The sequence below is a fragment of the Mesorhizobium sp. M7A.F.Ca.CA.002.05.1.1 genome (genome assembly GCF_003998335.1).
Taxonomy (GTDB): domain Bacteria; phylum Pseudomonadota; class Alphaproteobacteria; order Rhizobiales; family Rhizobiaceae; genus Mesorhizobium.
Genome location: NZ_RZQI01000915.1, coordinates 1 through 2,328, shown reverse-complemented (window position 1 = coordinate 2,328; position 2,328 = coordinate 1). Strand labels below are relative to the sequence as shown.

Annotated in this window: 2 protein-coding genes; both read right to left on the bottom strand. The window is 60.7% G+C overall.

The window, feature by feature from the left end; genetic code table 11:
- Window positions 1-244 precede the first annotated feature (244 nt).
- Window positions 245-1,033, bottom strand: coding sequence for a phosphodiester glycosidase family protein (locus EN939_RS30465; protein WP_127269865.1), 789 nt, complete (start codon window positions 1,031-1,033; stop codon window positions 245-247).
- Window positions 1,034-1,109: 76 nt separating this feature from the next.
- Window positions 1,110-1,982, bottom strand: coding sequence for an undecaprenyl-diphosphate phosphatase (locus tag EN939_RS30460; RefSeq protein WP_127269867.1), 873 nt, complete (start codon window positions 1,980-1,982; stop codon window positions 1,110-1,112).
- Between the last annotated feature and the right edge of the window lie 346 nt (window positions 1,983-2,328).

Sequence of the window (2,328 nt, the reverse complement as noted above, 5' to 3'; positions counted from 1 at the left end):
GTTTCTGCAAATCCAGCGCGTCGACGCCGGCCGTCGACGAGCAGCCGGCAAGGCATAGCGATGCGATCAAAAAACTGACGACGCCCGGAATCCGCATCTGGACCTGTACTCAAAACACAACAGACCGAGGGCAAAACGACAGCCGACGGACAAACCAGATCAGTTATGAATGAGAAATTACCAATAAAGTTTGAATCAAGTTTTTTTCGCCCATACCGCGTGCGGCAAGCGCGATGGAAACCGGCTAGGATTTTTTGAAAACGCCGATCATCGGCCCGAGATTCCAATAGTCGTCTTTGCGGCCGATGGCAGGCGCAAACAAGCTTGATATCGTGCCGTCGAGGAAGAGCGCGTTGTCGCAGCCGAGCGCATCGCGGAACAGACGGGCGAAGGCATGGAAGGTCACCATGCCGTTCGAAATCGCAAAAACCGCGACGCCGTCCTTTCGCACCCCGACACCGTCTCGGGTTTTCCGCGAAGTGCCGTCAGCCTGGAATTTTGGATGCAGCTTGCCGTCGATCACCAGCATCGGCCCCGATTGCGTCGCATAGTCGACGGTCGGGCGCCTTTTCACGAAATCCCTGGTGGCGCGGACCGCGGCCTTGCCGTCGCGCATGTAGAAAATGCCGTTCGGCTGCAGGGAAAAATTGCCGCTTCCCGATCCCGTTTTCACCGAGGCCATCTCCTGGCCACGCTCGACATAGAGGCCGACCGGCGCGAGGTTCGGGTGATACATACCGGCATTGATGCCGAACAGCATGGTGCGCCCTGCCGCCTGTTGCGTGGCATGCAGATTGTGCAGCGACTGAAACGGCTTGCCCGCCGCATCCTTCCAGAACAGCTCGAGCTGATATCGTTTTGGATCGACCTCGCAAACGAGATAGCTGGTCGCCTCGAAGGTGAAGTCCCGGCATGGCGGCAGTGAAGCGGTCCACTGGCCAAATCCCATGCCAAATGCCGCCACCGACGGCAGTGCGCCCTTGGCCAATGCCAGCAGCAACGGCAATGATTGCAGGAGGGTCAGGAAATCCATGCGCTTACCGGAATCGAAGTTCGAGGTCCGGTACGGATATAACCTGTTTCAAGCGAGACTGTGAAAGGCTCTGGACTTAGGCAAGCCATCCCATGGCGACGCTCAACAACAAGACGATGCCGAGCAGGCCGCGATAGATGACGAACGGCCAGGCCGAGAAACGCTCCAGCACGTGCATCAGCCCCCATATGGCGAAGAAGGCGGAGATCGACGCAACGACCAGCCCGACAGCAAGCACCGACCAGCCATGGGCGTCGAGATGGACCTTGTGCAGTTCCCAGAGTTCCTTGAGGCCGGCGAGCGCGATGGCAGGCAGCCCGAGCAGGAATGAGAAGCGCGCCGCCTCGGCCCGCTTGAAGCCGAGCCCCAATGCCGCCGTCAGGGTCGAGCCCGAGCGCGACACGCCGGGGACAAGTGCGCCGATCTGGGCAACACCGACGAGCAGCGCATCGGTCAGCGACGCACCCCCCATGCTGCGCCGGTGACGAGCAAAGATCTCGGCCAGCGCCAGCAGGATCGCCATTGCGATGCAGGCCCAGCCGATCACCGTCAGGCTGCGTAGCGGCGAATTGCAGGCGTTGAGCACGCCAGACAGCGCCACGCCGGCGATGACGATCGGGATCGTCGCCAGCACGATCCAGAGCGCCAGCTTGAAATGCCGGTCGGCGAAATCGCGTCGCGCCAGAGCGTTGAAAGAACCAAACAGGATATTCCTGACATCACTCCAGAAATAGCTGACCACCGCGGCAAGAGCCGCGAGTTGCATGGCGGCGGAGAAGGCGGAGCCAGGATCCTGCCAGCCGAGCACGGCCGGCACGATGCGCATATGGGCGGTCGAGGAAATCGGCAACAGTTCGGTGATGCCTTGCACCACGCCGAGGAACGCCACCTTGGCGAACCCCAGGCCGACGAAGCCCGTATCCAGGCCTTGTGTGCAGATATCGGCCAAAATCGAATTCCGTGCATGAGAGATCGGAGTTGCGTGGACCGACCATCGGTCAATCCCGGGCAAGCCTTATCGTCATGGGCCGGATAATCAATTTACGGATTTGTAAGCTGGCGTGCCGAAGTGCACGCCGTTCGAAACCGGCCCACCTTGGAGCCGGCTTGAGATACACAGCGAAAATCGCAAAGCGACTACGGGCAGAGCCAGAGTTTCTGGCATGTCCTGGCGATCACATGCGCCGGCGGCACTTCGGGCTCATCGGTCGAAGGCCGGCGAGCCCGTTCGAGCAGCATGCGCACCTGTTCGGGGCGCACACGATCGCGCTCCATCACAAGCAGGACCATCGGAT

What these genes read in the sequence shown, in the direction of transcription:
- EN939_RS30465 (WP_127269865.1), bottom strand. Translation starts at nt 1,033, where the DNA reads ATGGATTTCCTGACCCTCCTGCAATCATTGCCGTTGCTGCTGGCATTG.